We start from the raw sequence: 24,364 nt of genomic DNA on the forward strand, positions 1-24,364 counted from the left end.
AATAATTTCTTATCTACTTATTTTCCTCTAATACCTCATCTAAGATACTAAAAACTCTTGTATTTTGGCTTTGAGAACCAATTGTTACTCTAATTGCATTTACACCATAACCAGTAAGGTCTCTTACAATTACACCTCTTTTTAGAAGTTGTGTTGCAACTTCTTTAGAACTATATTTATCACCAAATTTAAGTGTGATAAAATTTGTATATGAATCAATATATTCAAAACCTTTTTGTTTTGCATACTCTTCATATCTTTTCATTTCTTCAAAATTTAAAGCAATACAGCTTTGAACAAACTCTTCATCTTTTAATGCTTCAATTGCCGCAGCTAAAGATAAAGTTGTAATATTAAATGGTGCTCTTAATTTATAGAAAGTTTTAATAATTTCTTCATTCGCAACACCATATCCAACTCTCATACCACCTAAAGCATAAGCTTTAGAGAATGTGCCTAAATAAATTGCATTAGGGAATTTAGTGATTAAATCTTTTGCATCAATCTTTTTCTTTTCATCTTTGAAAGAAGCATACTCTTGATAAGCTCCATCAACTACAACTAAAGTATCTCTATCAATAGTTTCTAGAAATTTATATACATCATCTTTATCTAAACACTCACCTAAAGGATTATTTGGTAAACATAAGAAGATAACATCAGCACCATGTTCTTTATACATAGCACTAAATTGTTCTAAGTTATGTTCATCATCTTCAGTTTTTAGGATTGTACATCCAGTTTGTTTTCCATAAATTTCATACATAGCAAAAGTAGTTTTTGCCATTAAGATTTTTGAATTTTCATCACATTTTGCATGAACACAGAACTCTAATATTTGGTCACTTCCAGAACCTATAATAATATTCGAATCTTTAACATCAAACTTATTAGCTAATGCAGCTTTTAATTCAAACATTGAATCATCTGGATAAATAAACATATTTTTTGCTAATTCTTGAATCTTAGCAGTTACTTTTGGAGATGTTCCATATGGGTTCTCATTTGATGCAAGCTTTATAATATCTTTTTCATCAATTCCATACTCTCTTACAACTAACTCTATTGGCTTCCCTGCTTCGTAAGTTGTAACATTTTCTAAAACTTTATTAAATTTCATTTTTTTTCCTAATCTATTGATTAAATATCATTTATCTCTTTAACATAAGACCCTAAAACTTTTACAGTATCTTTATGTTTTTCTAATACAGCTTTTACATGTTCATCATCTTTATGACCATCAAAATCAATAAAGAATATTGAGTTACCCTGAACAATATGCGATTTAATTTTTGTTAAGTTAATTCCTGAATTATTAAAATCAGTTAAGAACTCAACTAATGCCCCTTGTCTGTCAGGAAATTCAACTAAAATTGAAGTTTTATCATTTCCTGATTGTGCATTTTCAAAGTCACTTATTATAAAGAATCTTGTTTTATTGTTGTCTTTATCTTCAATATTTTCAAATAAAATTGGAAGATTGTTAAGCTTTGCACCAACATGAGGACAAATGGCAGCACTAAATGGCTCTTTTGCTGCAAGTTTTGCAGCTTTAGTTGTTGACTCAATTGGAATTTGCTCTACCTCATCTAAACCAAAGTTTGCTAAGAATTTTCTACACTGATCAAAAGCAATATCTTTAGAATAGATTCTTTTAATATCTTTCACTTTATCACATGTACTTGCAAATGTATGATGAATATCCAATACAACTTCTGCAATAATTTTTAAATCATACTTATTTAAACAATTTATTGTATCAGTTACAATCCCATTTGATGAATTTTCAATAGGAACAACACCAAATTTTGCTTTTTTTGTATCAACTTCCCTAAAGATACCATTTATTGAAGAAATAGATACATATGAACTCATAGCTCCAAATCTTCCTTCAGCAGCTTGATGCGTAAAGCTTCCTTCAGGTCCTAAGTATGCTACATTTTCTGGAAGTTCTAAATTTCTTGAAATTGCAAAAATCTCTAAGAATAATGCTTCTATAGCAGCTCTATTTAATTTTCCTGTATTTAGAGATTCTAATCTATCAATAATCTCTTTTTCTCTTTCAGGTCTATAAATAGCTCCACCACTTTTAGCTTTTAAAAGTCCAACTTGATGTACAACTTCCATTCTACTATTAATAAGTTTTAATAGTTCTTCATCAATAGTATCTAGTTTATTTCTTAACTCTAATAAGCCCTGCTCGTTCATTTGTACCCTTTGTGTTTTCTGCTATTTTATGAACTCTTCTTCTAAAGCAATTAAATCTTCAAAAGTCTCTCTTTTTCTAATAATTCTATCAACCCCATTCTCAACTGCTATTTCAGCTACTTTTCCTCTAGTATTGTAGTTTGATGCCATTGTAAAACAGTATGCACCTGCACTGTAAATAGCTACTAAATCATTGTGTTGTGTCTTTGGTAAGTCAATATTTTTAGCAAAGAAATCTCCACTTTCACATACTGGACCAACTAAATTACAATCACTTAATTCATTATTATCATTTAATACTTCTATTTTGTGATATGCATTATATAATGATGGTCTAATTAAATCATTCATTGCACCATCAACAATTACAAATCTTTTTTCACCATTTACTTTTTCATATAAAACTTTAGTTACAAAAACTCCTGAGTTTCCAACTAAAAATCTTCCTGGTTCACAAACAACTGTAATATCTAAACCAAATAATGCTTCTAAAATTGATTGAGCATACTCATTTGTGTCAATTAGTTTTTCATCATCATAAACAATACCTAATCCACCACCAACATCAAAGAAGTTTAATTCAATTTTAATAGCAGCTAAATTTCTTACTAAATCAGCAACTAATTTTACTGATTCTTTAATTGGTTCTAACTCTGTTAATTGAGAACCAATATGACAATGAATTCCTGTTGGCTCTAATGAATTGCTATTTTTACATTGAATATACATTCTTTTTGCTGTATCAACATCAACACCAAATTTGTTCTCATGTAAACCTGTTGAAATATATGGATGAGTTTGAGGATCAATATTTGGGTTTACTCTAATAGAAATTCTAGCAACCTTTCCTAACTCTTTTGCAATTAACTCAACTCTATCAAGTTCTGCTGCACTTTCAACATTGATCATTAAAATTCCAAGTTCTAATGCTTCTTTAATTTCGCTATCTATTTTTCCAACACCAGAAAAAATGATTTTGTAAGGTTGAACTCCTACTTTTAATGCTCTTTTTACTTCACCAATCGAAACACAATCAGCTCCAGCACCTAAATCTGCTAAGTGCTTAATAACAGATAAATTTGAATTTGCTTTTACAGCATATGCTAAAAGTGATTTTCTTGCTTTAAAAGCTCCTTTTAGTTCATTATATTGTGCCGTAATATGATCAAAGTCATACACATAATATGGCGTTTGATACTTGTTTGCTAATTCTTTAAAATTTATATTCATACTCTTTAATTACCTATTCCTCTTTAAAATCTTAATTTAAAATTTCAATAAATTAAAAATTAAAACTTTTTTGTTTTGATAATTATAATTTAAATAAGTGGTAGAAAGTTATGATTTTGAGTAAAGACCAAGGCGAAAGTAAATTTTGAGCAGGAGCTTACTTGTAGTAAGTGAGTGTTCAAAATTTACTTGACAACGTAGGTATTTGCCAAAAGCTTAAGCTTTATACCTACTTATCTGTACCGTTCCATGCAATATTTGGCCTACCATTCTCATCAAATTTAACCGCTGGCATACCCATTACATTATATCCTGAATCCACATAGTGAATCTCACCTGTAACAGCTGAGCTTAAATCAGATAGTAAATACATACCTGAATTTCCTACTTCATCAATTGTTACATTTTTCTTTAATGGAGCATGAGCTTCATTCCACTTAAGCATAAATCTGAAATCACCAATTCCAGCAGCTGCTAAAGTTTTAATAGGTCCTGCAGAAATAGCATTTACTCTAATTCCATCTTTACCTAAATCTTCTGCTAAATATTTTGTAGTCATTTCTAATGCAGCTTTTGCAATACCCATTAAGTTATAGTTAGGGATATATTTAGCTCCACCATAATATGTTAAAGTTAAAACAGAAGAGTTATCACTTAATAAAGGTTTTAATTCTCTAACTACTTCAATTAAAGAGTAAACAGAGATATCCATAGCAATATCAAATGCCTCTTTAGAAATATCATAGAATCTTCCAGATAATCCCTCTTTTGGAGCAAATGCAATTGAGTGAACAATAAAGTCAATTTGACCCATATCTTTCTCAATTGATTCTTTTAATGCTTTAATTTCTTCAGGTTTTGATACATCACATGGATATACATAATCAGCACTTCCAAACTCAGCTGCGATTGGTTCTACTCTTTTCTTTAAAGAATCATTTAAATAAGTAAATGCAATTTCAGCACCTTGAGCTGCACAGGCTTTTGCAATACCATAAGCGATAGACTTATTGTTTGCAACACCTAAAATAACACCTTTTTTACCTTTCATAAACATTATACATCCTTTGTGTTTTCAATAATTTGCTTGAAGTCTTCAACAATCCATGAAGCAGTACCAATTAAAGCTCCATCAACACCATCAAGACTACAAATTTCTCTTACATTAGCAACTTTTACAGATCCACCATATAATAATGGTTTTTTAATCTTTGATTTAATTGCAGAGTGAACTGCTGTAATATCATCATTTGTTGCAGTAACTCCTGTACCAATTGCCCAAACAGGTTCATATGCAAGTATTAAATTTTCATAGTTAATATCAATACCAACAAATTGCTCATAAATATACTCTAAAGTTTTTTCTAAACCTTCTTCTTTAACTTCTAAAGGCTCACCAATACAATAAATAATTTTGTATCCTAACTCTTTAAAATATGAAAATTTTTTAGCAATTTCTTCTTGTGATTCACCAAGAATATGTCTTCTTTCACTATGTCCAATTAAAATAGTTTTAATTCCAAACTCATCTAATTGTTGAGTTCCTATTTCACCCGTAAAAGAACCCTTTTCAACGCCATAAGCATTTTGAGCTCCTATAGTGAAATTTGAAACTGTATCAAAAGAGTCTAATGAAGTTGCTGTTGGGAAAATATAAACTTCATTTGAAATCTCATTTGATTTTAAAAAATCATTAACTTCATTTACAAATGAAGCTGTTGATTTTCTCGTATGGTTTGTTTTAAAGTTTGATGCAATAATTGCCAAATCTTATTCCTCTATTACAAGTGCTTTAACACCTGGTAAAATTTTTCCTTCAATCAATTCTAATGATGCACCACCACCAGTAGAAATGAAAGTCATTTCATCTTCATCACCTGTAACTCTAACTAAGTCAGCAGTATCACCACCACCAACAACAGTTGTAGCATATGAAGAAGCTACTGCATGAGAAATTTTTGTTGAACCTTTTGCAAATTTATCCATTTCATAAACACCCATTGGCCCATTCCATAAAATAGTATGTGCATCTTCAAGTGCTTGAGAGAATAAAAGTGCAGTAGCAGGACCAATATCTAATCCCATCCAACCTTTAGGTATTTCCTGAGTAGTTGTTGGTTTTGCAAATGCTTCTGCATTAAATGCTTCAGCTGCCACAACATCTACAGGTAAGTAAAGTTTAACACCTAATTGTTTTGCTTCTTCCATAATTTTAATTGCTTCTGGAATTAAATCATCTTCAACTAAAGAGTTTCCTACTTCATAACCTTGTGCTTTCAGAAAAGTAAATGCCATTCCTCCACCAATAAGGATTTTGTCTACTTTTGGAACTAAGTTATATAAAGCTTCTAATTTTCCAGATACTTTTGAACCACCAACAATAGAAACGAATGGTCTTTTTGGTTCATTTACAATGTGATGGAAAAATTTAATCTCTTTTGCAAGTAAGAATCCAGCTGCTTTTGAATCAATATCAAAATGTCTTGCAATACCTTCAACTGAAGCATGAGCTCTGTGAGATACACCAAAGGCATCGTTAATATAAACATCAGCCATTGAAGCTAGTTTAAAACTTAGCTCTTCATCATTCTTAGTTTCACCAGCTTCAAATCTCATATTTTCTAATAATAAAATTTCACCAGCTTCTAAAGATTTAGCCATTTCTAGTGTTTCATCACAAACAATACCAGGAGCCATTTTAATCTCTTGCTTAAGTAAAGTATGTAACCTTTTTGCAATTGGTTCTAAAGAGAATTTCTCTTCAAAACCATTTTTTGGTCTACCAAAGTGAGAAGCTAAGATAATAGAACAATCATTATCAATACAATATCTAATTGTATTTAAAGCACTTCTAATTCTTCTATCATCAGTGATGTTATTATACTCATCCATTGGTACGTTAAAATCACATCTAATAAAAACTCTTTTATTAGCTACATCAATATTTTTAATTTCCTGTAATTTCATCTTATTTCATACTCCCTAGTTAGTTGCTACGTGAACACCCATATCTACTAATCTAGTAGAGTATCCCCACTCATTGTCATACCAAGATAGAACTTTTACCATATTTCCTTCAATAACTTGAATAGTATCTAAAGGAACAACAGTTGATAATTGCTCACCGTTAAAGTCAGAACTTACTCTATACTCTTCATCAATTCCTAAAATTCCTTTTAAAGAACCAGTTGAAGCTTCTTTAAATGCAGCTTGAATTTCTTCTAAAGTTACATCTTTTTTAAGAGTTACTGTTAAATCAACTAGTGATACATTTGGAGTTGGAACTCTAATTGCTTGACCGTTTAATTTACCATTTAAGTGTGGCATTACTTTTCCAATTGCTTTTGCAGCACCAGTACTAGCTGGAGTTAAGTTAGTAGCACCTGCTCTACCTTTTCTTGGATCTTTTTTATCTTTTGCATCTAAAATTGGTTGAGATGAAGTGTATGAGTGAATAGTAGTCATTAAACCTTTTTCAATTCCAAATACATCATCTAAAACTTTTGCAACTGGTGCTAAACCATTTGTAGTACAAGAAGCATTAGATACGATTGCTTGACCTGCATAAGTCTCTTCATTTGCTCCCATAACAAATGTAGGAGTATCATCTTTTGCTGGTGCAGACATTACAACTTTTTTAACTCCTGCATCAATATATGCTTGACATTTTTCTTGTGTTAAGAATGCTCCCGTACACTCTAAAACAACATCAGCACCATATTGGGCAAAGTTTAACTTAGCTGGATCTCTTTCTGCTAATAATTTAGCTTTGTCATTTCCAATACAAACATACCCATCTTTTACTACAACATCTGCATTCCCATGTACAGTGTCATACTTAAGGTTGTATTGAATCATTTCCTCGCTACCACTTGCATTAACAGCTACTAATTCAACATCATCTCTACTTGCTACAATTTTAGCAACACATCTTCCAATTCTTCCTAATCCGTTAATTGCAACTTTAACAGCCATATTTTCCCTTTATTTAAATCTTAATGGTAGATATTTTATCCAAAAATTGCTATAATATTATTTAAGTAAATAACAAAGGTTTTAAATAGGTGCATTTAGCAATATTTGGTGGCAGTTTTGACCCTGTTCATATCGCGCATGTAAAAATTGTTGATGAAGCATTAAAGCAGTTAGAAATTGACAAGCTTATTGTTGTTCCAACATATTTAAATCCTTTTAAAACTAACTATCATTTAGAACCAAAAACTAGATATGAGTTACTAAAAAAAATATTTCAAAAAAATGAAAAAATTGAAATTTCTGATTTTGAGATAGATCAAAATGAAGCAGTTCCTTCTATAAAAACTGTTAATCATTTAAAAAACTTATATAAACCATCAAAAATCTATCTTATAATTGGTGCTGATAATCTAAAAAGTTTAGAGAAATGGTACAAATTTGATGAATTAAATTCACTAGTAGAATTTGTGGTTGCAACTAGGGATGGTTACAAAAATGATAAATTAGATAGTTATAAAGTTTTGAATGTTAATATTGATATTAGTTCTTCAAAACTTAGGGAAGAATTTGACTTAAATTTTATTCCCTATCAGATAAAAGATGATATTATACATCATATAAAAACATGAAAAAAGGTAAACTTTGAACGAAAGAATTGAAAAGATAAAACAAGTACTTGACGATAAAAAAGCTGAAAGTATTGAAGTTATTGACTTAACAAACAAAGACTATATTGTTGATTATGTTGTAATTGCAACAACATTAAACCCAAAACATGGTTTTTCATTATTAAACTACTTAAAAACAGAATTAAAACCTTTAGGTGAAGAGTTTATAAGAGTTGATGAAAATGATGATTGGACAATTATAGATTTAGGTGATATGTTTATTAACCTAATGAATGAACAAGCAAGAGTAAAATACTCACTAGAAGAGTTCTTAAGTGAACTAGAAGAGAAAAAGTAATACGTATAAAAAAAGGAGAGTAAAACTACTCTCCTCCTCTCATAACTTTATTGTAATTAGATGTAGCATCTTTAGCTCCACCCATATATCCTGTAGCAATTGCAATACCTATTACTAAAGCAAAAATTACTAAAAACCATTTCATTACATAATCTCCTTAGCTTTTATTCCTAATAAAGATAATCCAACTTTAATACTTAATTCAGCCATTGATAAGGCTTTTAAGTAAACATTTTGGTTCTTTGAACCTACTACTTTATTATCATTATAGAATCTATGTACTGACGATGCAAGAGAGTATAAATAATCAGTTACTTTTTGCATATCTCTTTTTGTAAATGCATCTTCAAGTACAGTTCCTAATAATAGCGATTCATATATTAAATTTAATCCATCTTCGTTTAGATTATCAAATTTCTCATTTTTTATATCTTCAATACTAAGTTCAGCTTTTTTGAATACTTGATTAATTCTAGCATGGGCATAGTTAATATAAAAAATTGGATTTGTTGAATCTTGATTTTTTAACATATCAACATCAAAATCTAAATGAGTATCACTCTTCTTAGTTAAGAAAATAAATCTTAATGCATCTGAACCAATTTCAGCAGTTATATCAGACATTAAGATAACGTTACCTGCTCTTTTTGACATTTTATAAGGTTCACCACCTTTTAATAATTGTACCATTTGAGAAAGTAAAACTTCTAACTTAGAAGAATCATTACCTAAAAATTCAACTGCAGCATTAACTCTTTTGATATAACCATGGTGGTCTGCACCCCAAATATTAATATATCTGTCATATGGTCTATCATATTTATTTTTGTGGTAAATTATATCACCAGCTAAGTATGTAGGGATTCCATTATCTCTTACTACAACTCTATCACTATCATCACCATATTGCGTTGATTTTAAATATGTTTTACCATCTTTCTCATATAAAGAACCATTATTTTCTAATACTTCTTTTGTCTTATCCCAAGAAACATATAAAGATTTTTCAGATACAAAATTGTTAAATTCTACACCTAAATCTTTTAAATCTTTAACTATAATTTCCATCACTAAATCTTTAGCAAAGAATGCAATATCTTTATATTTTGATTCATCATAGATAGCATCTTTTCCAAATTTTTCAATAACTACTTTTGCAATATCAATTAAGTAATCACCTCTATAATAAGTTTCTGGATATTCAACATTTTCTTCAAAAATAAAATCTCTTGCTGCTAAAGCTACTGAAAGACCTAAAAGGTCCATTTGTGCACCAGCATCATTGATATAATATTCAGTAGTTATATCATAACCTAAATAATCACCAACTCTAAATAAAGTATCACCAAAAATTGCTCCTCTTGCATGACCTATATGTAAAGGACCAGTAGGATTAGCAGATACATACTCTAATAAAATTTTCTCATTTTTATCTTCTGCTTTTGCAAAATCCATTTGTTTAGTTAGTGCTTCATCAACTAATGATTCTAAAAAAGCTGTTGATAACTTGAAGTTAATAAACCCTTTAACAGCTTCAACTTTTTCAAACATAGAACAATCAGCAAATTTACTTGCTAATTCTTCTGCAATAATCATAGGTGATTTTCTAAACTCTTTTGCTAGCGAAAATGCAACAGGTGTTGCATAGTGTCCTAAAGTAATATCTTTTGGTTTTTCTAAAACTACTTCTCTCTCTAAAGTTTTTTCAATAAATTCTTTTACTAAATTCTGCAATTTCTTCTCTTATACTGTTTTTGATTCGTTTTTATCTTCTGATTTAACTTCAGCTTTTTTCTCTAACTCATCAGCTTTTTTTGTATCAGCAACTGGTTCATCATCTTTAACAGCATTTTTAAAATTCTTAATTCCTGATCCTAAACCTTTTGCAAGTTCTGGTATTTTCTTACCACCAAACAGTAGTAAAACTACTAAAGCTATTAAAATCCATTCCATACCACCTGGCATACCCATGAGAAATCCTTATAATTAATTTTTAATTTTTATCAAATATTATATCTTCTTAATCCTTAAAAAAAATGATTAAGATAATGTGTAAGAAATTTACTTAAGAAAGAAATTTAAAAGTTTGTAAGCGCTTCCTGCAGCTATTACTGTTCCGAATAAATTTAAAAACATATTTGAAAAAGCCAAGAAAATTGATGTATTAAATAGTAAATAAGACTCAATTGCGAAAGTTGAGTAAGTAGTTAGCGCACCTAAAAAACCCGTAGTTAAAAATACTTTTAAATTCTCATTAACAGCAAAATGATTAAAATAAGCAAATAGCAAACCAATTAAAAAAGAACCTATAATATTTACTAATAATACTCCAATAGGAAACTCTAAAGGAATATACTTATTACTTAAGTGAACACTATAAGCTCTAGCAATTGCACCAAGGAAACCTCCTGTTCCAATTGCTAAAATAGTTTGCCAACTAAGAGACATCTTTAGCTAGCTCTTCTTGAAAAACTTTATTCATTTTTTCTTCTGTTTGTTCAAACCAATCTGTTTTTTTATCAGCTTGTACGGGTTCTAAATAAACAACTTTTACAATACCTGGCTGAGCTTCAAGTTTTTTAGAATCTAAAATTTTTCTTGTATTAAAAAGAAGTACTGGTTGAACTTTTAAACCATGTTTATTTGCAACCATTTTTGCACCTGGTTTAAAAGATAACAGTTCTTTACCATTTGATCTAGTTCCTTCAGGGAACATTGCAATAGGTCTTCCTTTACTTAATCTATCTTTTGTTTCTTTTAATAAATGAATAATACCCGCTTTGTTTTCTCTATCAATACTAATCATTCTTGGTGCTTTTATAATATGCCCAAAAAAGAATAAATCAGATATCTCTTTTTTTGCTACCCATGCTAAGTCTCTTGTATGAATATATTCCATTACAATAATATCTAGTAAAGATTGATGATTTAAGATAACCATATCACATGATGGATCAAGTTTTCCATGTTCTTCTAGTTTTATACCTAAAAACCACATTTGAAGTTTCATCCAAATTTTAATTATCTTATGAGTATGATTTCTAAATGCATACATAGCAACTACAGTAATTGCTACTGTAATTGAAAATTGAATTACAATTATTATTCCTCTAATTTTCTTCAAAGTTCTCTTCCTTTACCCAACCAATAAACTTATTGTCAACACCCATTATTTTAATAAAATCATTTTTACTATTTAAAACTTCAACTTTTTGCTTTTCATCTAACTTAAAGAAGATTGTTGAATTTTTTGTAGGTAAGATATAAATAAATGTATCTTTTTTAACAATTCCTGTTTTATTTGGCATTAAATATATAGAAGTAATTATGAATAAAATAATTGTAATAAATAAATAAATTTTATTTCTTTTAATTATATAGACAATTAAAAATATAATAAATAAAGCAGCAACTGCCATCTTTTTATATTTTTCAAAACTTGAATCATTTGGATTTAAATCTGTTTGTGTACTTACTAATTCATTTTGTAAAATTAAAGGAATAGTAACTGTTTGAAGACTTTTAGTTGTTGTATTGTAATAATTAAAAACAACTTTCTTTTTATGTACAGGCATTACAAAATAGTAAATCAAATTTTGTTCTGGATAATTATCTGTTAATTTTGATACACCTTGTTCTTCAATTCCTTGTAATTTAAAATCTTCAAGGTTTGAACCTATGGCATCTATATCAATAATAGTTAAAGACTCTTTATTATTATACTGCTTAGTTTTATACGCTTTTAACTTTAAATCTTTTGCAATAATATTAGTAAATCTCTTATCACCTTTTGCTATATCAGAATAGTTAATCTGAACAGAACTTAATACGCTTCTATCAATTAATTGACCATTTTTTTCTAAACTTACAGTTAAATTTGGTATTTGAAAGTTATTTGAGTTTGCTTTAAAATGAAAAGCATTTTCATATACATTATCACTAACTTTAGTCCAAGAGCTGTTTGAATTTAATGGTTTTATATTCCCATCATTAAAAGATGTTTTAATTTCATCAAAATATTTAGTTGTTATTAATGCTTTTACAACAACTTCAAATCTTTGATTTTTATATACATTTTTAGGAACACTTTTATAAGATAGATATAGATTTTTTGCAGCGAATAGATTTATTGAAAATATTAAGTTTATAAAGATAAGTGTAGTTATTATTTTTTTCATAATTACTTTTGTTTTTAAGAAGATAGAAAATCTATCTTCTTATTGTAAAAAACCTTTTAACATTTTTACACCATCATCACAACCAAGTAAATCTTCAATTGCTCTTTCTGGGTGTGGCATTAAACCAAAAACATTTTTAGATTCATTACAAATACCTGCAATATTTGCAACTGAACCATTAATGCTCATGTCTTTACCATTTTCATCACAATATTTTAATAAAATTTGACCATTCTCTTCTAATTGTGCTAAACCTTTTTCATCAATAAAGTAGTTTCCATCATGGTGTGCAACTGGAATATTTACTACTTCATCTTTTTTCATTAAAGATAAAAAGTTATTGTCATTGTTTACAACTCTTAAATTATTATATTTAGAGATAAAGTGTAAAGAGTTATTTCTTTTCATAGCACCTGGTAATAAACCAGCTTCTAATAAAATTTGGAAACCATTACAAATACCTAAAATTTTACCACCATTAGCAGCATAATTTTGAACTGAATCCATGATATTTGCAAATCTAGCAATTGCTCCTGATCTTAAATAGTCTCCATAAGAAAATCCACCAGGAATTACTAATAAATCAGTATCTGCTGGGATGTTTTTTTCTTTATGCCAAACTATTTCAACTTCTGCACCTAATTTCTCAAAAGCATATTGAGTATCATATTCACAATTAGTTCCTGGAAATTGTAATACTGAAACTTTCATATTAACCTACTATTTCTATTTCGTAATCTTCAATAACAGTGTTAGCAAGAAGCTTCTCACACATCTTTACAACTTCTTCTTTTGCTTCAGCTTCATTAGTAGAACTCAATTCCATAATAATTTGTTTACCAATTCTTACATCCTTAACTACTTCTTTAAATCCTAAAGTATCTAATGCGTGATGTGTTGCTTTACCTTGATCGTCTAATACACCTTGTTTTAATGCTACGTTTACAATTGCTTTCATATATTCCCTTCTCTTTAATATTTTTGCGATTATATCTAAATTTCTCTCTTTAATTGTTTAGAGAGATTCTTTATTTACTTAATCTGTTTTGAATTGTTGTATATCCACTTAAGATTTTGTCTTTAATTTCTTGTGGAACAACTACATTTAACTTCTCACCAGCGTTTAAACTTTTTGCTTGTTCTTTCCAATTTTGTTCTTTACCAAAATCTCTAAGAATTTGTTTATCCATAGAAATATAGTTTTTAGAATCAAAATCAGCTTTTGCAATAAATCTTGAGCTTTCAGGAGTTAAAACTTCATCACCTAATAACCATTCACCTTTAGAGTTAACAAATACTTCAAATTTAGTATCTACTACGATAATTTCATTCTCTAAAGCAAATTCACTGAATTGTTTAAATAAATTTTCTAAACTATTAATAATTTCAGGGAATTGGTCTCTAACTTTTTTAGAGTTTAAAGGTACATCCTTTACACCTTTTGTAGTAGGAGTAAAGATTGGATTTTCAAATTTGTGCCATTGTGGTAAATCAGAAGTTAATTCTAAACCATAAGGGTCATTTCCATTTTGGCAAGCATCAAATAATGAACCTGTTAAATAGTTTCTGAAAATGAATTCAAATTGAACAACATCACCATCAATTTCAGCTTCTAATGGCTTACATAATTCCATCATCTGACATCTTGGAGCAATCTGTAAAGATTGGTCAATTTTTTCATTTAAGATTGCTGTTTTGATTCCAGCTTTATTAGCAAATAATGCTCCACTATTAGAAATAGCTGTTTGTGAAATACCCTTACCTTCGATTTCTAAATTTAATGGTATATCAAATACAGAACATCTATCACTTCTTACTAAAAGAACTTTTGGCTCATCACCTGGACAAGTATAAAGATCAGCATTTTTACCAATGTAAAAAAGGTTATAACCTAAATTTTCTAACTCATCAAGACCTTTTTGAGATGTTGTTTTTTTAGATTCTGGCCAAAGACCAAGTGATATAATATCACTAATTTTCATTAATTCCCCCTACAAGTGTAATAAGTAAAATTTACTTATTCATAATAATTAAACTTTTTAAGATACCAATTGATGTATTTAATTGATTGTCTTTTAAAACATCTTCTTTTGAAACTATTTTCTTATCAGATTTCTTTTCTTCTTTTTTCTTTTCTTCTTTACCCTCAACTTTTTCAAGTTCACCTTCAAGGTGTTTTTTTAAGTCAGCTTCTTTTATTTTAAATTCAGAATTTGAATCTTGTGGAACTTCACCAGAATAGGCAATTACATCAGGTGTAACTCCCGTTGCTTGGATTGTTCTTCCACTTGGTAAATAGTATTTTGCTATTGTTAATTTTATATTTTCACTTCTATCTTTTGTGATTGGTAAAACTGCTTGAACAGAACCTTTTCCAAAAGTTTTCTCTCCAATTACAATTGCTCTTTTGTGGTCTTGTAAAGAACCACTTACAATTTCAGAAGCAGATGCTGAACCTGCATTTACTAAAACTACTACAGGCTTTTTAGTTATCGTACCAGAAACAGTTGCTGAGAACTTTTCTTCTGTACTTTCATCTCTACCTTTTTGAGAAACAATTACTCCCTCATCTACAAATAAGTCTACTGTTCCTATTGCTTGAGATAATAATCCACCTGGATTATTTCTTAAATCTAAAACAATTCCATCAATATCTTTTTCATTTTCTTTAATAGCTTTTTCTAAACCATCTACTACTTTAGAATCAAAACTACTAACTCTTAAATAAAGTAGTTTTTCACCTTCAATTTTCTTTGCAAAAACTGATTCTACTTTAATTATATCTCTTGTGATTTTTATTTTAAGAGGTTTATTTTCTCCCTCTCTTACAATTGTAAGAAAGATATCTGTTTGAGGTTTACCTCTCATTAAAGATACGGCTTCATCTAAAGTCATATTTAATGTAGCTTGGTCATCAATTTTTAGAATAATGTCAGAGGCTTTTATACCTGCTTTATAAGCTGGAGTATCATCAATAGGAGAAATAACAGTTAATGCTCCATCTCTCATACCAACAGTGATTCCTAAACCACCAAACTCACCTTTAGTTTGAATACTCATCTCTTTAGAAGCTTTTTTATCAAGGAAACTTGAATGAGCATCAAGTTCTTGCATTAAACCTTTTAAAGATTTATTTACTATTTCTTGTAATTTAATATCATCAACATAATATTTTTCAACAGTTCCAATAACTTTTGTCATTTTTGATAAAGATTCAAACCTTGTTGGTTCTTCCTCTAATTGCTCACTGTTTTTAGCTAAAACTGCTTGTGTTAATGTAATTACTAAAGTTGAAGCTAATATTAGTTTTTTCATTTTGAATATAACCTTTTAAATTTATAAAGATAGATTATACAAAAAATTTTATAAAAGTAAGATTTTATCAAAAATTTTGTAATATACATCTATATTATAAAGAGGTTAATTATTATGAGTATGAAAGAAAATGTTGATTTTGTAAAAGGTGAACTAAACAGTGAAGAGAAGTTTTTAGAAGGCTTTGTTAAAGTAGAAAGAGTATTTAAAAAATACAAATTTGCTATCATCGCTGTTGTGTTAATACTTATAGCATTAGTTGTGGCATTCAATGTAAAAAACTACATGGATGAACAAAATCTAATAAAAGCAAATAAAGCCTTTGAAGCTGTGTTAGCAAATCCAAATGATAAAGAGTCTTTAGCTACTTTAAAAGAGACTAATAGCAGACTTTACCAAGTTGCTTCTTATTTAAATGGAAACAAAGAAGAAATCCAAGTTAGATACTTAAAAGAATTAGTAGCTTACGATAAAGCATTAAATGAAAACAATGTAGAAAAGTTAAATGATTTATCTATGCAAAGTGACTTTTTATTAAAAGAATTTGCAATTTTTAATAAAGCTTTATTATTAGCAAATGATGGAAAATATGAAGAAGCAAAAACTGCTTTAAAACTTATTCCAACAGATTCAAAAGCTTTTGAACTTGCAAAACTGCTTAATCACTATTTAGCAACTAAATAAGGAAAGTTATGAAATATATATTAACTTCACTTTTAGCTGTAGTTTTATTTACAGCTTGTTCATCAAAAAAATATTTTGAACCAGAAGATGTTGAAAATGAACTTCAAGTTCAAACTTCATCTTTACCTTCTTCAATTAAATCTATGAATAGAGTTGGTGCAACTTTAGAGTCAAATGAAGTTGTAACAAGATATGGTTTATCTGATTTTAAACTTCCTGAAAATTATGAGTTTTTAAACTTATCGGTTGATGGAAAAGTTATCTCATCTAATAAAAAAGATAGAATATTAATAGGTGACGAAGAACTTGTATTAAATAATGTAGTTATTGCAGCATCATTAAAAGATGATAAACTTGCATTAACTTATTCAGATAATTCAATTGAACTTATAAATATAAAAACAAAAAAGACTCTTTTTAAAGACTATTTACAAGAATCACTTGCAAATGACACTAGAGTTGTAAACCCATATTTTATGGGAAATTTAATTTTGTTTCCAACATTAAATGGAAAAGTAATTATTGTATCAACAATTAGTAATGATTCAGTTAAGAATATTTCAGTTGACCCAAAAGGACAATTTAACAATATAATCTTTTTAGATGTAGATAAGCCATCACAAACACTTGTTACAGCAACAGCAAATAAAGTTGTATCAATTTCAACTAAAGAAATCCTTTCAAAGAGTTATGAGATTAGAGATATAATTTTAAAAGACGAGTATGTATATATTGCAACAATTGATGGACAGTTAATAAAACTTTCTCTTGATTTAAAAGAGATTTCTAAAAAGAAATTTAGATACTCAAAAATTCATGCATTAGCATTTACAGATTCTTTATATGCAATTGAATCTCAAGGTTATGCTATAAAAATAAATAAAGATTTTACTCAAAATGAAGTTTTAGAATTTGATTTTGACAATGAAGAAAGAATGATTGTATTAGATAATAAAATCTATTTCGATAATAAATTTATAACTCTTCCATAAATAGTGTTATCACTATTTATGAGAAGTTCTTATTAGCAAGATACTCAACTAATACTGTTGCGTATGAGCCTTTTGGTAAACTAAACTCTAAATTACAAATCTTGTTCTCACTATCATATTTACAAACTATATCTCTTGGAAATACAATAGCTTCTCTTCTATAACCTTTTTCCTGAATATATGTATCATCAAACATTTCTTCAATCTTTCTAGCTTCAGCAACAGATCTAAAAACTCTTCTTCCTGGTAAAAGTCCAGTAGGTACAATATTTTTAATAGAAACACTATCTTCTATTGATTTAGTTATCATTTTAGGCGTAATGTATTTTTGCTTTTTAATATCTAGAAATACATCACCATTCATCAGATCAAAATTTGTCTTTGAATTTTTTGTTCTATGAATTAACCACGAATTAAAAAAACTACTTTGATAAGCCATAATTAACATTTTTGCTAATTTTTTATCCTTTATAATTTTTTCACCAGTTACTAACTCTTTTGCTTTTTGTAGATTCTCTTCCACATCTCTTCCAAATCTTTGGTACCCAAAATAGTTTAGTAAACCCTCTTTTGAGATTTTTTTTAACCTTCTTTGAATATGATTTAGTTCTTCAACTGTTGTATTATGAAGATTAATTTTAAATCTATTTCCCTTTAAGTCTCCAATATTCAACTTTTTATTATGAAGTATTGTTTCTAAAATCTCTATCTTTTTATTTCTAAAAGATTGAAGTTTTTTAGAGTATTTTTTAGGAATAGATAAATATTGAGTAGTTGTAGCTTTTTTATCTTTTAAGCCAGCATACCCTATTTCATTAGTATAAATATTTAAAAACTTAGCAAAAGTTTCTATTAAATCCCATGTATCAAGATTTATCTTTTTTACTTTTAAAATTATGAAATTTCCACTATTTGAAAATCTCAAAGGTATTTCATCTACTATAAAATCATTTTCATTTTGAACAAACTCAAAATTTAAAACTTTTGCACTATGATTATAAACTCTTTTTATCACTTTAAGAACTCTTCCTTTGTTCAGTTTCATATACTTCTCTACACTCTGTACAGTATCTTGCAAATGGCTTAGCTTTTAGTCTTCCAATTGGTATAGTTGTTGAACACATTTCACACTTACCATACTCTTCACTTTGAATTCTTTTTAGTGCATCATCAATCTGTTTTAATTCTTCAATTTGATGATTTGCAATCATTCCTTCCGTAAAAGAGTCACTTGCTAACTCTGCATAGTCTAAATCATCATTAATCTCTTGATTTTTTAAACTTTCAATATTTTCTTTACTTCCATTGATATTTATAAGAATTTTTTCTCTTCTATCTACTAAAGCAATTTTTAACTCTTCTATTTGCTTTTTACTAGCCATAGATTTGTTCTCCTTATTTTGGCGCAATTATATACTTTTTAATATATATTATATATAAGAGTATCTATAATAGTTGAAATTATAAACTATTTAAACAGCAAAGGCATAGCATGGACATAGAAAATTTAAAAAAAATAATATTAAAATTTTCAAATGATAGAAATTGGGATAAACATCACAATCCAAAGAACCTAACAATGGCATTGAGTGTTGAAGCAAGTGAACTTGTAGAAATCTTCCAATGGCTAGATTTTGAAGAATCAATCAATTTAGAAAGTAATAAAAAAGAGCATGCAAGACAAGAGATTGCAGATATAGCAATCTACTTAATTAGGTTATGTATTAAACTTGATATAGATCTAGAAAAAGCCATTCTAGATAAAATGAAATTAAATGAAAAGAAATATCCTTTATTAGATGAGAACAACAATAAAATGGAATATAGTAAAAAATCTTAATCTATTATTTTTGTAAACTCTTCAAATAGATTATTACTCAAAGGTTTTTCAAGTTTTAATTGTAAATCAATAGGCTTATTGTTTTTGTAAGAAAGCGTATTTGCTAAACCTAAATAGATAAAACTTTGTGTTTTCTTATCTACTTTAGCAAATTTCCTTACAAAAACATGCAGTTTTACATTGTATTTCTTATTTTCAACTAATTTTAATCCATCACCTTTATCACTACTATGACTAGGTTTACTTGAATATGTTAATATATCTTTTGATATAAAATCATTTACATAATTTTGTGCTTTTTTATATTTATCTTTATCAATAGTAATAAATAAGAAAAAATCATCTTTGAATTTTAAAAAACCACTACCTCTAAAAGAAGAGTGAATTTTATCAAAATTACATAATTGAGCAATATTTAACATATTATATTTTTCATATAATTTTAATGCAGGTAAACCTAAATAATCTAATCCAAAACTTCTTTCATAATTAATCAGACCAAAGTTAATACTATCTTCAATAAACTCTTTTTTATAAATATTTTCAAGAATCAAATCAAACTCTTTTGTTCTATAAACTAAATCATTATTAAAATCAATTAATTTTAAATATCTTGAAACCTGTGCCTTATCAAAAAAGTTTTGTTCTAAAAAATTTATAGCATGATAAATAGTTTTCATATCAACTCTTTTTTGATATTTTTCTAATTCATTATTTATATCTAAAAGTTTTATATTTTTCTTTTTTAACAATAATTTCAAAATTACAAACTCATGTACTCTCTTAATAGGAAACAAATATTCAATAAACCTAATAGCTTTAATAAAAATCTCATCCTTACATATACTATCAATAGAATTATCAGCTTTTTCAACTTTATTTAAAAACTCTACATAAGACTTAGTTTCACTTATGAATTTTAAAGGATCGACATATTCATCAAAATTTATATAATCACATAACATTGGAGTTTTATTTTTTAATACTTGCTCTTTAAAACTAAAGTATTCATCTTTTAAATATTTAAGACTGTTAAAATTCTCTTTATTTATTTGTTCTAAAATTCTACTTTTTGATATTTTATCAATATTAATAAAAGCATTAGGAAATGAAGCGAAATCATTTAATAAAGATAGTTTCACACTCTCTTTGTCAATCTTTTTATCTCCAACCATTGATAGAGCAATTAAAAAAGCCCTTTCATGATTACCAATAAAATCAATCAATGTTAAAAAATCTTTCTCTTCGTGTTTTCGAAGACCTCTACCTAGTTGTTGAGCAAAAACTATTGAGGAGTTAGTAGGTCTTAACATTAAAATTGTATTTATACTTGGAATATCTATTCCTTCATTAAAAATATCAACACAAAAGATAACTTCTAAGTCATCATTTAAATCTTCTAGCTTTTTAATATACTCTTCCCTTCTACTAATTGAATCCTCACTAGTTAGACTTATACTTTTAATACCTCTACTATTAAAACTTTTTTCCATGAAAAAACAGTGTTCTTTTGAAATACAAAAAGCAAGTGCTTTTCTTTTTAATCCACTAAAACCATAAAAATTCATTTTTTCTATAATAAAATCAACTCTTTTGTTAATCATTAAAAGTTTTGATAAAACATCAATTCTTGATAAATCACAATTTTCATAATCCACTGAAATATCAGTTATGCCATAATAGTGAAAAGAAGAAATAAGATTAAATTCTAAAGCCTCATTTAATCTTATATCACAAGCAATATTCTCATCAAAGTATTCATATATATTTTCATTATCCATTCTATTTGGTGTTGCTGTTAAACCTAATAAAAATTTTGGATTGAAATAATCAATAACTTTTTTATAGCTAGGACTTGCTATATGGTGAGCTTCATCAATAACAATATATTCAAAACTCAAAGGATTAAAGCTATCTAAATTAGTACTTAATGATTGAATAGTAGAAAAAATATACTCACAGTGCAACTCTTTTTTATTACCAGTAAAAAGTCCCATTTTTTTATCCAGTATGCATTTACTAAAACTCTGCATTGCTTTAATTAAAATATTCTCTCTGTGAACAATAAAAAGCATTGAAGAGGGATTAAACTTCTTAATATCTAATATACTTAAATAAGTTTTACCTGAACCAGTTGAAGCAATAGCTAATGCTTTATTCTCTTTTTTTAAGCGAAAATAATCTAATTTTTCTAAAGCCTTAATTTGCATCTCATTTGCTTTAATTGTATCTTCAAAAATAAAACTATTTTTATTTTTATTAATATAGAAACTTTTGTATTTATCTAAAAACTCATCATCTACAAAATATGAATCATTCCATAGTAATTTAAAATTGTTAAGTATCTCATTAGTATAAGAGTTGTCTTTCTTTGAAATAGTTTTGCAATTCCATTCTATATTAGATTTAAAAGCACTTGCTGTAATATTTGACGAACCAACCAAAATTTCATATCTATCATTAAATTCAAATATATAAGCCTTTGAATGAAAGCCTTTATTTGTAGAATCAAATATTTTTAACTTTATATTAGAGAATTGATTTATCTTTTCTAATGCTTTTGGTTCTGTAAAATTTAAATAAGTAGAAGTTAATATTTTGCCTTTTACATTTTTCTTTTCCAATTCTAAAAAACTATCTAATAATAGTTGTAAACCTGAATAGTTAATAAATGCAACATTAAAAATAAAAAAATTACATTCGTTTAAAAGTTTTGTTATATAATTATAAAAATTTGAACTATCGTTGTTAATGATTAATTTATTCAATACTATATCTTTTTTTAATTCTGATTATACGGTAGTTTAACTAAACCATTTTTTAACAAAGAATAATATGAACGAAAATAATACAATTTACTATTTACAACACAAAGATATCCTAGATAAAGATATTTTAATTAATGAAATTTATTTAAATGAAAAAACTAACTACTATTTTAGTGATGACTTTTCACCACAATTTTATATTGATCTATGTAAATTAGGTTTTATTAGTACAAGTATAATAGATAATAATGAACAATATTTACTTCCTGAAATACAATTTACCTATGCTCTTTTAAAATTTGAGGATTTACATACAAGTAAAAAAGTTAGAAAACTTATAAAAAAGAGCAATTACCTATTTGAAATAGATAATAATTTAGAAGATATATTAATAAAATTAGATGAATATCATAAGCCAAATTGGTTAACTGGAAAATATATAGAGTTAATGATTAACTTAAATAAATTAAAATCTGATAACTATAAAATCAAAACTTTTTCGATAAAAGACAAAGAATCAAAAAATATTATAGCAGCAGAAGTAGGTTATAAGATTGGTAATACATACACATCACTTACAGGATTTAGTAGTAAAGAAAAGAAATATCAAAATTATGGAACATTACAATTAGTATTAACAGGAGAATATCTAAAAAATAACAACTATAAAATCTGGAATTTAGGGCACAGCGAGATGGAGTATAAGATAGCATTAGGAGCTAAGGTATATAAGCGTATGGAATTTTTGGAGGAGTGGTATAGGTTTGTTTAGGAGAAATATATACACAAAGAATAGAGACATCAAAGAATAGGTAAAAAAACAAATAAAATAAGTAAAAATAAAAAAGAATAATAAGGGAAAAAAATAGCTAAAAAAAAAGCTTAGTTAAAAACATGTGAAAAATGTTTTGAACTAAGCTTTAGATAAAAACTCAAGAGCTGGCAGCGGCCTACGTTTCCACAAGTGAAACCTGCAGTATTATCAGCGATGAAGTGCTTGACTTCCAGGTTCGGAATGGGGCTGGGTATTTCCACTTCTCTATAACCACCAGCAATATGAGTAAAGAAGATACTGTAAAAAGTATACTCTTTACTCACATTAGGTAATGAGTGTAAAGATAATGTTAAAGTCTTATTGATTCTTAAAAAAATTAATATTTTTTCAAAGAAACTTTGTTAACACATTTATTAAATTTTAATAAACTTAATAAGATAGTAAACCAAGAAATTGATTAAAAAAAAGCCAAACGATCTATTAGTACTAGTCAGCTAAACGTCTTACAACGCTTACACACCTAGCCTATCAACCAGTTAGTCTTACTGGGATCTTCAGGGAAAGTTCATCTTGAAGTTGGCTTCGAGCTTAGATGCTTTCAGCTCTTATCACATCCGTACATAGCTACCCAACGATGCCCTTGGCAGAACAATTGGTACACTAGTGGTACGTTCATCCCGGTCCTCTCGTACTAGGGACAAATCTCCTCAACTTTCCTACGCCCACGGAAGATAGGGACCGAACTGTCTCACGACGTTCTGAACCCAGCTCGCGTACCGCTTTAAATGGCGAACAGCCATACCCTTGGGACCTGCTCCAGCCCCAGGATGCGATGAGCCGACATCGAGGTGCCAAACCTCCCCGTCGATGTGAGCTCTTGGGGGAGATCAGCCTGTTATCCCCGGCGTACCTTTTATCCTTTGAGCGATGGCCCTTCCACACAGAACCACCGGATCACTATGACCGACTTTCGTCTCTGTTCGACTTGTATGTCTCACAGTCAAGCTAGTTTATGCCATTATACTCAACTGGCGATTTCCATCCGCCATGAACTAACCTTTGTAAGCCTCCGTTACTTTTTAGGAGGCGACCGCCCCAGTCAAACTACCCACCAGACATTGTCCTGAATGAGGATAACTCATCCCAGTTAGTAACTCAAATATTCAAGGGTGGTATCTCAAGGATGGCTCACTATGTACTGGCGTCCATAGATCAAAGCCTCCCACCTATCCTGCACAAGAATATCCAAGCTACAGTGTCAAGCTGTAGTAAAGGTGCACGGGGTCTTTCCGTCTTTCCGCGGGTAGGAGGAATTTTCACCTCCACTACAATTTCACTGGATCCCTGGTTGAGACAGCTCCCATCTCGTTACGCCATTCATGCAGGTCGGTATTTAACCGACAAGGAATTTCGCTACCTTAGGACCGTTATAG

At 28.3% G+C, this 24,364-nt stretch carries 25 protein-coding genes and 2 rRNA genes (1 of these 27 cut by a window edge); 6 read left to right on the forward strand and 21 right to left on the reverse strand.

Annotated features, from left to right (window positions below; all coding sequences use genetic code 11):
- Positions 1 to 13 precede the first annotated feature (13 nt).
- From hisC to gap, 7 genes are all read right to left on the reverse strand, one after another.
- A complete protein-coding gene (gene hisC, locus ACH5BF_RS12740) occupies positions 14 to 1,120 on the reverse strand; it encodes a histidinol-phosphate transaminase (protein WP_423274632.1) in 1,107 nt (368 codons plus the stop codon).
- A 20-nt stretch (positions 1,121 to 1,140) separates the two neighbouring features.
- Positions 1,141 to 2,208 carry a chorismate mutase gene (pheA, locus tag ACH5BF_RS12745; protein WP_423274633.1) on the reverse strand — a complete coding sequence of 356 codons (1,068 nt, stop codon included), beginning with the start codon at positions 2,206 to 2,208 and terminating at the stop codon, positions 1,141 to 1,143.
- 21 nt (positions 2,209 to 2,229) lie between these two features.
- Positions 2,230 to 3,438: a diaminopimelate decarboxylase gene (gene lysA, locus ACH5BF_RS12750; RefSeq protein ID WP_423274634.1), complete on the reverse strand. Its 1,209-nt coding sequence runs from the start codon at positions 3,436 to 3,438 to the stop codon at positions 2,230 to 2,232.
- Positions 3,439 to 3,667: 229 nt separating this feature from the next.
- Positions 3,668 to 4,495, reverse strand: a complete 828-nt coding sequence (fabI, locus tag ACH5BF_RS12755; RefSeq protein ID WP_423274635.1) for an enoyl-ACP reductase FabI — start codon at positions 4,493 to 4,495, stop codon at positions 3,668 to 3,670.
- The gene (locus ACH5BF_RS12760; protein ID WP_423274636.1) at positions 4,495 to 5,205 is read right to left on the reverse strand and encodes a triose-phosphate isomerase; all 711 of its coding nucleotides are present in this window, start codon (positions 5,203 to 5,205) and stop codon (positions 4,495 to 4,497) included. Before ACH5BF_RS12760 ends, fabI begins: the two co-directional genes overlap by 1 nt.
- 3 nt (positions 5,206 to 5,208) lie before the next feature.
- Entirely contained in the window at positions 5,209 to 6,405 is a 1,197-nt protein-coding gene (locus ACH5BF_RS12765; protein WP_423274637.1) for a phosphoglycerate kinase, read from the reverse strand.
- Positions 6,406 to 6,420: 15 nt separating this feature from the next.
- The gene (gap, locus tag ACH5BF_RS12770) at positions 6,421 to 7,413 is read right to left on the reverse strand and encodes a type I glyceraldehyde-3-phosphate dehydrogenase (protein WP_423274638.1); all 993 of its coding nucleotides are present in this window, start codon (positions 7,411 to 7,413) and stop codon (positions 6,421 to 6,423) included.
- 89 nt (positions 7,414 to 7,502) lie between these two features.
- Between gap and nadD the strand changes: the two genes are divergently transcribed.
- Both nadD and rsfS read left to right on the forward strand, forming a co-directional pair.
- Positions 7,503 to 8,042, forward strand: coding sequence for a nicotinate (nicotinamide) nucleotide adenylyltransferase (nadD, locus tag ACH5BF_RS12775; protein WP_423274639.1), 540 nt, complete (start codon positions 7,503 to 7,505; stop codon positions 8,040 to 8,042).
- A gap of 13 nt (positions 8,043 to 8,055) precedes the next feature.
- Positions 8,056 to 8,379 (forward strand): ribosome silencing factor, encoded by a 324-nt coding sequence (gene rsfS / locus ACH5BF_RS12780; RefSeq protein ID WP_423274640.1) that lies wholly within the window; start codon positions 8,056 to 8,058, stop codon positions 8,377 to 8,379.
- 144 nt (positions 8,380 to 8,523) lie between these two features.
- Here the strand turns inward: rsfS and argS are convergent, their stop codons facing one another.
- The 9 genes from argS to ACH5BF_RS12825 form a co-directional block, all read right to left on the reverse strand.
- A complete protein-coding gene (gene argS / locus ACH5BF_RS12785) occupies positions 8,524 to 10,113 on the reverse strand; it encodes an arginine--tRNA ligase (RefSeq protein WP_423274641.1) in 1,590 nt (529 codons plus the stop codon).
- Positions 10,114 to 10,122: 9 nt separating this feature from the next.
- Entirely contained in the window at positions 10,123 to 10,350 is a 228-nt protein-coding gene (gene tatA, locus ACH5BF_RS12790) for a twin-arginine translocase TatA/TatE family subunit (protein ID WP_423274642.1), read from the reverse strand.
- Positions 10,351 to 10,440: 90 nt separating this feature from the next.
- The gene (locus ACH5BF_RS12795) at positions 10,441 to 10,827 is read right to left on the reverse strand and encodes a fluoride efflux transporter FluC (protein ID WP_423274644.1); all 387 of its coding nucleotides are present in this window, start codon (positions 10,825 to 10,827) and stop codon (positions 10,441 to 10,443) included.
- Positions 10,817 to 11,503, reverse strand: a complete 687-nt coding sequence (locus ACH5BF_RS12800) for a lysophospholipid acyltransferase family protein (RefSeq protein ID WP_423274645.1) — start codon at positions 11,501 to 11,503, stop codon at positions 10,817 to 10,819. The genes ACH5BF_RS12795 and ACH5BF_RS12800 overlap by 11 nt, the downstream gene beginning before the upstream one ends.
- Positions 11,490 to 12,557: a hypothetical protein gene (locus ACH5BF_RS12805; RefSeq protein WP_423274647.1), complete on the reverse strand. Its 1,068-nt coding sequence runs from the start codon at positions 12,555 to 12,557 to the stop codon at positions 11,490 to 11,492. Before ACH5BF_RS12805 ends, ACH5BF_RS12800 begins: the two co-directional genes overlap by 14 nt.
- A gap of 39 nt (positions 12,558 to 12,596) precedes the next feature.
- Positions 12,597 to 13,268 (reverse strand): phosphoribosylformylglycinamidine synthase I, encoded by a 672-nt coding sequence (purQ, locus tag ACH5BF_RS12810; RefSeq protein WP_423274648.1) that lies wholly within the window; start codon positions 13,266 to 13,268, stop codon positions 12,597 to 12,599.
- Between the two features lies 1 nt (position 13,269).
- Entirely contained in the window at positions 13,270 to 13,515 is a 246-nt protein-coding gene (purS, locus tag ACH5BF_RS12815; RefSeq protein ID WP_423274649.1) for a phosphoribosylformylglycinamidine synthase subunit PurS, read from the reverse strand.
- A gap of 70 nt (positions 13,516 to 13,585) precedes the next feature.
- Positions 13,586 to 14,539 carry a phosphoribosylaminoimidazolesuccinocarboxamide synthase gene (locus ACH5BF_RS12820; RefSeq protein ID WP_423274650.1) on the reverse strand — a complete coding sequence of 318 codons (954 nt, stop codon included), beginning with the start codon at positions 14,537 to 14,539 and terminating at the stop codon, positions 13,586 to 13,588.
- Between the two features lie 31 nt (positions 14,540 to 14,570).
- Positions 14,571 to 15,872, reverse strand: coding sequence for a S41 family peptidase (locus ACH5BF_RS12825; RefSeq protein ID WP_423274651.1), 1,302 nt, complete (start codon positions 15,870 to 15,872; stop codon positions 14,571 to 14,573).
- Positions 15,873 to 15,986: 114 nt separating this feature from the next.
- Here ACH5BF_RS12825 and ACH5BF_RS12830 point away from each other — a divergent pair, with 114 nt between their 5' ends.
- Both ACH5BF_RS12830 and ACH5BF_RS12835 read left to right on the forward strand, forming a co-directional pair.
- Entirely contained in the window at positions 15,987 to 16,556 is a 570-nt protein-coding gene (locus tag ACH5BF_RS12830; protein WP_423274652.1) for a hypothetical protein, read from the forward strand.
- 8 nt (positions 16,557 to 16,564) lie between these two features.
- Complete coding sequence (locus tag ACH5BF_RS12835) at positions 16,565 to 17,548, forward strand: hypothetical protein (protein ID WP_423274653.1); 984 nt, start codon at positions 16,565 to 16,567, stop codon at positions 17,546 to 17,548.
- 16 nt (positions 17,549 to 17,564) lie between these two features.
- Here the strand turns inward: ACH5BF_RS12835 and ACH5BF_RS12840 are convergent, their stop codons facing one another.
- Both ACH5BF_RS12840 and dksA read right to left on the reverse strand, forming a co-directional pair.
- Positions 17,565 to 18,593 (reverse strand): tRNA pseudouridine(13) synthase TruD, encoded by a 1,029-nt coding sequence (locus tag ACH5BF_RS12840; protein ID WP_423274654.1) that lies wholly within the window; start codon positions 18,591 to 18,593, stop codon positions 17,565 to 17,567.
- Positions 18,565 to 18,930, reverse strand: a complete 366-nt coding sequence (gene dksA / locus ACH5BF_RS12845; protein ID WP_423274655.1) for an RNA polymerase-binding protein DksA — start codon at positions 18,928 to 18,930, stop codon at positions 18,565 to 18,567. The genes ACH5BF_RS12840 and dksA overlap by 29 nt, the downstream gene beginning before the upstream one ends.
- Positions 18,931 to 19,040: 110 nt before the next feature.
- Between dksA and ACH5BF_RS12850 the strand changes: the two genes are divergently transcribed.
- Positions 19,041 to 19,388 (forward strand): nucleotide pyrophosphohydrolase, encoded by a 348-nt coding sequence (locus ACH5BF_RS12850; protein ID WP_423274656.1) that lies wholly within the window; start codon positions 19,041 to 19,043, stop codon positions 19,386 to 19,388.
- Here ACH5BF_RS12850 and ACH5BF_RS12855 read toward each other — a convergent pair.
- Positions 19,385 to 22,156: a DUF3427 domain-containing protein gene (locus ACH5BF_RS12855; protein WP_423274657.1), complete on the reverse strand. Its 2,772-nt coding sequence runs from the start codon at positions 22,154 to 22,156 to the stop codon at positions 19,385 to 19,387. The two genes, ACH5BF_RS12850 and ACH5BF_RS12855, sit on opposite strands and share 4 nt — an antisense overlap.
- Positions 22,157 to 22,223: 67 nt before the next feature.
- On the opposite strand from ACH5BF_RS12855, the gene ACH5BF_RS12860 reads away from it, so the two are divergent.
- Entirely contained in the window at positions 22,224 to 22,928 is a 705-nt protein-coding gene (locus ACH5BF_RS12860) for a hypothetical protein (RefSeq protein ID WP_423274658.1), read from the forward strand.
- Between the two features lie 165 nt (positions 22,929 to 23,093).
- Here ACH5BF_RS12860 and rrf read toward each other — a convergent pair.
- Both rrf and ACH5BF_RS12870 read right to left on the reverse strand, forming a co-directional pair.
- Positions 23,094 to 23,209, reverse strand: a 5S ribosomal RNA gene (rrf, locus tag ACH5BF_RS12865).
- 181 nt (positions 23,210 to 23,390) lie between these two features.
- Positions 23,391 to 24,364 (reverse strand): 23S ribosomal RNA (locus ACH5BF_RS12870); it runs 1,939 nt beyond the window's last position.

It is taken from the genome of Arcobacter pernae (assembly GCF_049472135.1).
Taxonomy (GTDB): domain Bacteria; phylum Campylobacterota; class Campylobacteria; order Campylobacterales; family Arcobacteraceae; genus Arcobacter_B.

What these genes read in the sequence shown, in the direction of transcription:
- hisC (WP_423274632.1), bottom strand. Translation starts at nt 1,120, where the DNA reads ATGAAATTTAATAAAGTTTTAGAAAATGTTACAACTTACGAAGCAGGG.
- pheA (WP_423274633.1), bottom strand. Translation starts at nt 2,208, where the DNA reads ATGAACGAGCAGGGCTTATTAGAGTTAAGAAATAAACTAGATACTATT.
- lysA (WP_423274634.1), bottom strand. Translation starts at nt 3,438, where the DNA reads ATGAATATAAATTTTAAAGAATTAGCAAACAAGTATCAAACGCCATAT.
- fabI (WP_423274635.1), bottom strand. Translation starts at nt 4,495, where the DNA reads ATGTTTATGAAAGGTAAAAAAGGTGTTATTTTAGGTGTTGCAAACAAT.
- ACH5BF_RS12765 (WP_423274637.1), bottom strand. Translation starts at nt 6,405, where the DNA reads ATGAAATTACAGGAAATTAAAAATATTGATGTAGCTAATAAAAGAGTT.
- gap (WP_423274638.1), bottom strand. Translation starts at nt 7,413, where the DNA reads ATGGCTGTTAAAGTTGCAATTAACGGATTAGGAAGAATTGGAAGATGT.
- tatA (WP_423274642.1), bottom strand. Translation starts at nt 10,350, where the DNA reads ATGGGTATGCCAGGTGGTATGGAATGGATTTTAATAGCTTTAGTAGTT.
- ACH5BF_RS12795 (WP_423274644.1), bottom strand. Translation starts at nt 10,827, where the DNA reads ATGTCTCTTAGTTGGCAAACTATTTTAGCAATTGGAACAGGAGGTTTC.
- ACH5BF_RS12805 (WP_423274647.1), bottom strand. Translation starts at nt 12,557, where the DNA reads ATGAAAAAAATAATAACTACACTTATCTTTATAAACTTAATATTTTCA.
- purQ (WP_423274648.1), bottom strand. Translation starts at nt 13,268, where the DNA reads ATGAAAGTTTCAGTATTACAATTTCCAGGAACTAATTGTGAATATGAT.
- purS (WP_423274649.1), bottom strand. Translation starts at nt 13,515, where the DNA reads ATGAAAGCAATTGTAAACGTAGCATTAAAACAAGGTGTATTAGACGAT.
- ACH5BF_RS12820 (WP_423274650.1), bottom strand. Translation starts at nt 14,539, where the DNA reads ATGAAAATTAGTGATATTATATCACTTGGTCTTTGGCCAGAATCTAAA.
- ACH5BF_RS12825 (WP_423274651.1), bottom strand. Translation starts at nt 15,872, where the DNA reads ATGAAAAAACTAATATTAGCTTCAACTTTAGTAATTACATTAACACAA.
- ACH5BF_RS12830 (WP_423274652.1), top strand. Translation starts at nt 15,987, where the DNA reads ATGAGTATGAAAGAAAATGTTGATTTTGTAAAAGGTGAACTAAACAGT.
- ACH5BF_RS12835 (WP_423274653.1), top strand. Translation starts at nt 16,565, where the DNA reads ATGAAATATATATTAACTTCACTTTTAGCTGTAGTTTTATTTACAGCT.
- ACH5BF_RS12840 (WP_423274654.1), bottom strand. Translation starts at nt 18,593, where the DNA reads ATGAAACTGAACAAAGGAAGAGTTCTTAAAGTGATAAAAAGAGTTTAT.
- dksA (WP_423274655.1), bottom strand. Translation starts at nt 18,930, where the DNA reads ATGGCTAGTAAAAAGCAAATAGAAGAGTTAAAAATTGCTTTAGTAGAT.
- ACH5BF_RS12850 (WP_423274656.1), top strand. Translation starts at nt 19,041, where the DNA reads ATGGACATAGAAAATTTAAAAAAAATAATATTAAAATTTTCAAATGAT.
- ACH5BF_RS12860 (WP_423274658.1), top strand. Translation starts at nt 22,224, where the DNA reads ATGAACGAAAATAATACAATTTACTATTTACAACACAAAGATATCCTA.